6 protein-coding genes are annotated in these 5,910 nt (G+C 64.0%); all 6 read left to right on the forward strand.

Annotation, left to right across the window (positions count from 1 at the left end; all coding sequences use genetic code 11):
- The first annotated feature begins 2 nt into the window (after positions 1-2).
- The 6 genes from sufB to JHD07_RS30775 all read left to right on the forward strand — a co-directional run bounded on the left by sufB (position 3) and on the right by JHD07_RS30775 (position 5,740).
- Complete coding sequence (gene sufB / locus JHD07_RS30750; RefSeq protein ID WP_291628956.1) at positions 3-1,469, forward strand: Fe-S cluster assembly protein SufB; 1,467 nt, start codon at positions 3-5, stop codon at positions 1,467-1,469.
- Positions 1,470-1,601: 132 nt separating this feature from the next.
- Entirely contained in the window at positions 1,602-2,351 is a 750-nt protein-coding gene (gene sufC, locus JHD07_RS30755; protein ID WP_291628958.1) for a Fe-S cluster assembly ATPase SufC, read from the forward strand.
- A gap of 12 nt (positions 2,352-2,363) precedes the next feature.
- Positions 2,364-3,668 (forward strand): Fe-S cluster assembly protein SufD, encoded by a 1,305-nt coding sequence (gene sufD, locus JHD07_RS30760; RefSeq protein WP_291628960.1) that lies wholly within the window; start codon positions 2,364-2,366, stop codon positions 3,666-3,668.
- The gene (locus JHD07_RS30765) at positions 3,665-4,912 is read left to right on the forward strand and encodes a cysteine desulfurase (RefSeq protein ID WP_291628961.1); all 1,248 of its coding nucleotides are present in this window, start codon (positions 3,665-3,667) and stop codon (positions 4,910-4,912) included. Before sufD ends, JHD07_RS30765 begins: the two co-directional genes overlap by 4 nt.
- On the forward strand, positions 4,909-5,280 hold the full coding sequence (locus tag JHD07_RS30770; protein WP_063683732.1) for an SUF system Fe-S cluster assembly protein: 372 nt from the start codon (positions 4,909-4,911) through the stop codon (positions 5,278-5,280). The genes JHD07_RS30765 and JHD07_RS30770 overlap by 4 nt, the downstream gene beginning before the upstream one ends.
- A 49-nt stretch (positions 5,281-5,329) precedes the next feature.
- Positions 5,330-5,740: an iron-sulfur cluster assembly accessory protein gene (locus tag JHD07_RS30775; protein ID WP_291628968.1), complete on the forward strand. Its 411-nt coding sequence runs from the start codon at positions 5,330-5,332 to the stop codon at positions 5,738-5,740.
- Positions 5,741-5,910: the final 170 nt, after the last annotated feature.

Raw genomic sequence — 5,910 nt, forward strand, 5'->3', positions numbered from 1 at the left:
GCGTGAAGCGCATCGACGTCGACCAGTATCGTTATGGGTTTGAGACCCTGATCGAGTCCGACAAAGCCCCGAAGGGGCTGTCGGAAGAAACCGTCAAGTTCATCTCCGAGAAGAAGAACGAGCCCGCCTGGATGCTCCAGTGGCGGCTGGAAGCCTATCGGCGCTGGCTGACCATGACGGAGCCGACCTGGGCCCGCGTCGACTATCCCAGGATCGACTTCCAGGACCTCTATTACTATTCGGCGCCGAAGCCGAAGAAGACGGTCTCGTCATTGGACGAGATCGATCCGGAGATCCTCAAGACCTACGAGAAGCTCGGCATCCCCTTGCGGGAAGTCGCCATGCTCGAAGGGGTCGAGCCCAAGCCCGGCGAGGAAGACCCTGCGCGCCGCAAGATCGCGGTCGATGCCGTCTTCGATTCGGTCTCGGTTGCGACCACCTTCAAGGCAGAGCTGAAGAAGGCCGGCGTGATCTTCATGCCGATCTCGGAAGCGATTCGCGAGCATCCTGAACTGGTGCAGAAATATCTGGGCTCGGTGGTGCCGACCTCGGACAATTTCTACGCGACCTTGAACTCGGCGGTGTTCTCCGACGGCTCGTTCGTCTACGTGCCGCCGGGCGTGCGCTGCCCGATGGAGCTGTCGACCTATTTCCGCATCAACGAGCGCAACACCGGCCAGTTCGAGCGCACGCTGATCATCGCGGACAAAGGCTCCTACGTCTCCTATCTCGAGGGCTGCACCGCACCGCAGCGCGACGAGAACCAGCTGCACGCGGCCGTGGTCGAACTGGTCGCGCATGACGATGCCGAGATCAAATATTCGACGGTGCAGAACTGGTATCCCGGCAATTCGGAAGGCAAGGGCGGCATCTACAATTTCGTCACCAAGCGTGGCGACTGCCGCGGCGCCAATTCCAAGATCTCCTGGACCCAGGTCGAGACGGGATCGGCGATCACCTGGAAATATCCGAGCTGCATCCTGCGCGGCGACAACTCCCGCGGCGAGTTCTACTCGATCGCGATCTCGAACGGCTATCAGCAGGTCGACAGCGGCACCAAGATGATTCATCTCGGCAAGAACACGTCGAGCCGGATCATCTCGAAGGGCATCGCCGCCGGCAAGTCGCAGAACACCTATCGCGGCCTCGTCACCGCCCATCGCAAGGCGACCGGCGCACGCAACTTCACGGCCTGCGATTCGCTTCTGATCGGCGACAAATGCGGCGCGCACACCGTGCCCTACATCGAGGCGAAGAACTCGTCCGCGACGTTCGAGCACGAGGCGACGACCTCGAAGATCTCCGAGGACGTGCTGTTCTACTGCATCCAGCGCGGGCTCAGCCAGGAAGAGGCCGTCGGCCTCGTCGTCAACGGCTTCGTCAAGGACGTGCTGCAGCAGTTGCCGATGGAATTCGCGGTGGAAGCGCAGAAGCTGATCTCGATCTCGCTCGAAGGATCGGTCGGCTAGCTCCGGCCTCATCCTGAGGAGGCCGCGTCAGCGGCCGTCTCGAAGGATGGATTTCGGAAAGATTGGTGGCCTCAATCCTTCGAGACGCGCCTTCGGCGCTCCTCAGGACGAGGGGATAGATGGAAAAACATTATGGCTTTGCTTGAAGTGAAAGACCTCAAGGTTCGTGTCGAGGAGCGTGAGATCCTCCATGGGCTGACGCTGACCGTGAACGAAGGCGAGGTGCACGCGATCATGGGGCCGAACGGCTCCGGCAAGTCGACGCTCTCGCACGTCATCGCCGGCAAGCCCGGCTATGAGGTCACCGACGGTCAGATCCTGTTCAAGGGCGAGGACCTCCTGGAGATGGCGCCGGAGGAGCGCGCCGCGAAGGGCGTGTTTCTGGCATTTCAGTATCCGGTCGAGATTCCCGGCGTTGCCACCATGACCTTCCTGCGCACCGCGCTCAACGCGCAGCGCAAGGCGCGCGGCGAGAGCGAATATTCGACGCCTGATTTCCTGAAGAAGGTCCGTGAAGTCTCGAAGTCGCTGAACATCCCGCAGGACATGCTCAAGCGCGGCGTCAATGTCGGCTTCTCCGGCGGCGAGAAGAAGCGCAACGAGGTGCTGCAGATGGCGCTGTTCGAGCCGAGCCTGTGCATTCTCGACGAGATGGATTCCGGCCTCGACATCGACGCGCTGCGCATTGCGGCCGACGGCGTCAACGCGCTGCGCTCGCCCGAGCGCGCGATGGTCGTCATCACCCATTATCAGCGGCTGCTGAACTACATCGTGCCCGACGTCGTGCACGTGATGTCCAGGGGCCGCGTCGTGAAGAGCGGCGGCAAGGAGCTGGCGCTGGAGCTGGAAGCGTCCGGCTACGCCCAGTTCGAGGCCGCGTAAGGATTGTTGGAGATGAACGTTGCTGTGGCAAAAACCGGAAGCGGCCGCGCGGTGAGCGATCTCTTCGCCAGCGCAGAAGGCCGGCTGCCGGGTTCGCCCGGGGTGACCGCCGTGCGCCGCGAGGCGTTCGAGACCTATGAGCGTCTCGGCCTGCCGCACCGCCGGATCGAGGAATGGAAATACACCGATCTGCGTGCGCTGATGGGCGAGGTGCTGCCGCTGGCCGCGACGCCCGACGCGGCTGCGTTGAAGCGCGCTGTGGAGGCGGTGAAGGCGCATGCGATCGCTGGCGCCCGCAAGCTGGTGCTCGTCGACGGCGTATTCGCGGCCGATCTGTCCGACGTGAAGCCGCTCGTCGCCGAGGCAAGCTTCAAGACTCTCCGTGAGACGCTGGCGAGGGATGCCGGTCTGCTGAAGACCGCGAGCACCGATGCTGTGATCGCGCTGAACGCCGCACTGGCGACCGACGGTGTCGTGTTGTCGATCGCCGATGGCGCGCAGCTGTCCGCGCCGATCCAGATCATCCATGTTGCAACCGCCGCCTCGGCGTCGGCTTTCACCCGTTCGCAGGTGACGGTCGGGAAGGGCGCTCGCGCCACCCTCGTCGAAAGCTTCGTTGCCGCCGGCGCTGCGGCCTACCAGGTCAATGATGCCGTCATCATCTCGGTCGGCGACGACGCCGACGTCGCCCATATCCGCCTGATGGACGATGCGCCTGACGCCGTGAACATCACCTCGCAATTCGTCACCGTCGGCGCCAACACCAAGCTCAACTTCTTCAACATGACCACGGGCGCCGCGGTCAGCCGCTTGCAGGGCTTCATCACGCTGGCGGGCGAGGGCACCGAGCTCTCGGTCAACGGCGTGAATCTGTTGAAGAAGACCGAGCACGGTGACACCACGCTGGTGGTCGACCATGCCGTGCCGAACTGCGTCAGCCGCGAGATATTCCGCGCGGTGATCGACGATCGCGCCCATTCGGTGTTCCAGGGCCGCATCATCGTCCGTCCCGATGCGCAGAAGACCGACGGCAAGATGATGACGCGGGCGCTTTTGCTCTCGGACGAGGCCGAGGCTGACAACAAGCCCGAGCTGGAAATCTTCGCCGACGACGTCTCCTGCGGCCATGGCGCCACCGCCGGCGCGCTCGACGACAGCCTGTTGTTCTACCTGAAGGCGCGCGGCCTGCCGGAGAAGCAGGCTCAGGCGCTGCTGATCCAGGCCTTCGTCGGCGAGGCGATCGAGCAGATCGCCGACGACGGCTTGCGCGAGCACGTGATCGGCATCGCCGAGCGCTGGCTGGAGCGTCGCCAATGAGCACGCATCCGGCGGTCAAGAACGGAGCCTATGACGTTGCGCGTGTGCGCCAGGATTTTCCGGCGCTCGCCATGCAGGTCTACGGCAAGCCGCTCGTCTATCTCGACAACGCCGCTTCCGCGCAGAAGCCGAGCGCCGTGCTCGATCGCATGACGCAGGCCTACCAGTCCGAATACGCCAACGTCCATCGCGGCCTGCATTACCTCGCCAATGCGGCGACGGAAGCCTATGAGGGCGGCCGCACCAAGGTGGCGCAATTCATCAACGCACCTCGGACCGAAGAGGTGATCTTCACCCGCAACGCGACGGAGGCGATCAACCTGGTCGCGTCGTCCTGGGGTGGCCCGAACATCGGGGAAGGCGACGAGATCGTCATCTCGATCATGGAGCATCATTCCAACATCGTGCCGTGGCACTTCCTCAGGGAGCGCCAGGGCGCGGTGATCAAATGGGCGCCGGTGGACGATGAGGGCAATTTCCTCATCGACGAATTCGAGAAGCTGCTCACCGCCAAGACCAAGCTGGTCGCGATCACCCAGATGTCGAACGCGCTCGGCACCATCGTGCCGGTCAAGGACGTCGTCAGAATCGCCCACGCCCGCGGCATTCCGGTGCTGGTCGACGGCAGCCAGGGCGCGGTGCATCTGCCGGTCGACGTCCAGGACATCGGCTGTGACTTCTACGTCTTCACCGGTCACAAGGTGTATGGCCCGACCGGCATCGGAGTGCTCTGGGCCAAGTACGACCATCTCGTCGCCATGCGCCCCTTCAACGGCGGCGGCGAGATGATCCGCGAAGTCTCGCGGGATTTCATCAGCTACGGCGATCCCCCGCACAAGTTCGAGGCGGGCACGCCGGCAATCGTCGAGGCTGTCGGTCTCGGCGCGGCCATCGACTACGTCAATTCGATCGGCAAGGAACGCATCGCCGCCCACGAGGCCGACCTCACCGCCTACGCGCAGGAGCGCCTACGCGAGATCAACTCGCTGCGGCTGATCGGCACGGCGCGCGGCAAGGGTCCGGTGATCTCATTCGAGCTCAAAGGCGCTCATGCCCATGACGTCGCCACCGTGATCGACCGCCAGGGCATCGCGGTGCGCGCCGGCACCCATTGCGTGATGCCGCTTTTAGAGCGGTTCAACGTGACCGCGACATGCCGGGCCTCGTTCGGCATGTATAATACGCGGGAAGAAGTCGATCATCTGGCACAGGCGCTGCTGAAAGCGCGGGATTTGTTCGCATGAGTGACACGGCCGAAATCAAAGCCAATCCGATGGAGACCCATTCGGCATTGCCGCCGGAGGAGACCGAGCGTCTGACCACCGAGATCATCGCCGGGCTCAAGACCGTCTTCGACCCGGAAATCCCGGCCGACATCTACGAGCTCGGCCTGATCTACAAGGTCGAGATCAAGGACGACCGTTCCGTCGACGTGCAGATGACGCTGACGACGCCGAACTGTCCGGCCGCCGGCGAGCTGCCGACCATGGTCGAGAACGCGGTGGCGAGCGTGCCCGGCGTCGGCGTGGTCGACGTCAAGGTCGTCTGGGAGCCGCCGTGGTCACCCGAGCGTATGAGCGACGAGGCCCGCCTCGTGCTGAACATGTGGTGACGGTCTTGGCGCGCATTGAATTCGTTCTGCAACGGACCACATAGATAACATGACCCAGATTTCGTCAGGCTCGACCCCAGCATCCACCCCGAAGCCGCGGCGGCCGCGCCCGCAGGTGATGCGGCTGACGGATGCCGCTGCCCAGCGCATCAGCGAGCTGACCCAACGCGCCGATTCCGAGATCGTGGGCCTGCGCGTCGGCGTCAAGAATGGCGGCTGCGCCGGTCAGTCCTACACCGTCGAATACGCCCACGAGATCCGCCCCACCGACGAGGTCGTCGAGGACAAGGGCGTCAAGATCCTGGTCGACCCCAAGGCCGTGCTGTTCCTGCTCGGCACCGAGATGGACTACAAGGCCGACAAGATGCAGGCCCAGTTCGTCTTCAACAATCCCAACCAGATCTCCGCCTGCGGCTGCGGCGAGTCGGTCGAGCTGCGCCCGGCCAAGATCGACGGGTAATTTCGGCCTACGCTCAGCTCTCTTGTCCCGGACGCGCTGCAGCGCGCTTGCGCTGCTGCGCAGAGCCAGGAACCACGCTATACTTCCCGCTGCAGACGGACTGGGCCCCGGCTCGGCAGCGCACCGTTCACGGCGCGCTGCGTCCGGGGCACGAGAGAGCGTGCGCATGG

Origin of the sequence: Bradyrhizobium sp. (genome assembly GCF_016462955.1) — a bacterium.
In the GTDB taxonomy this organism is placed as follows: domain Bacteria; phylum Pseudomonadota; class Alphaproteobacteria; order Rhizobiales; family Xanthobacteraceae; genus Bradyrhizobium.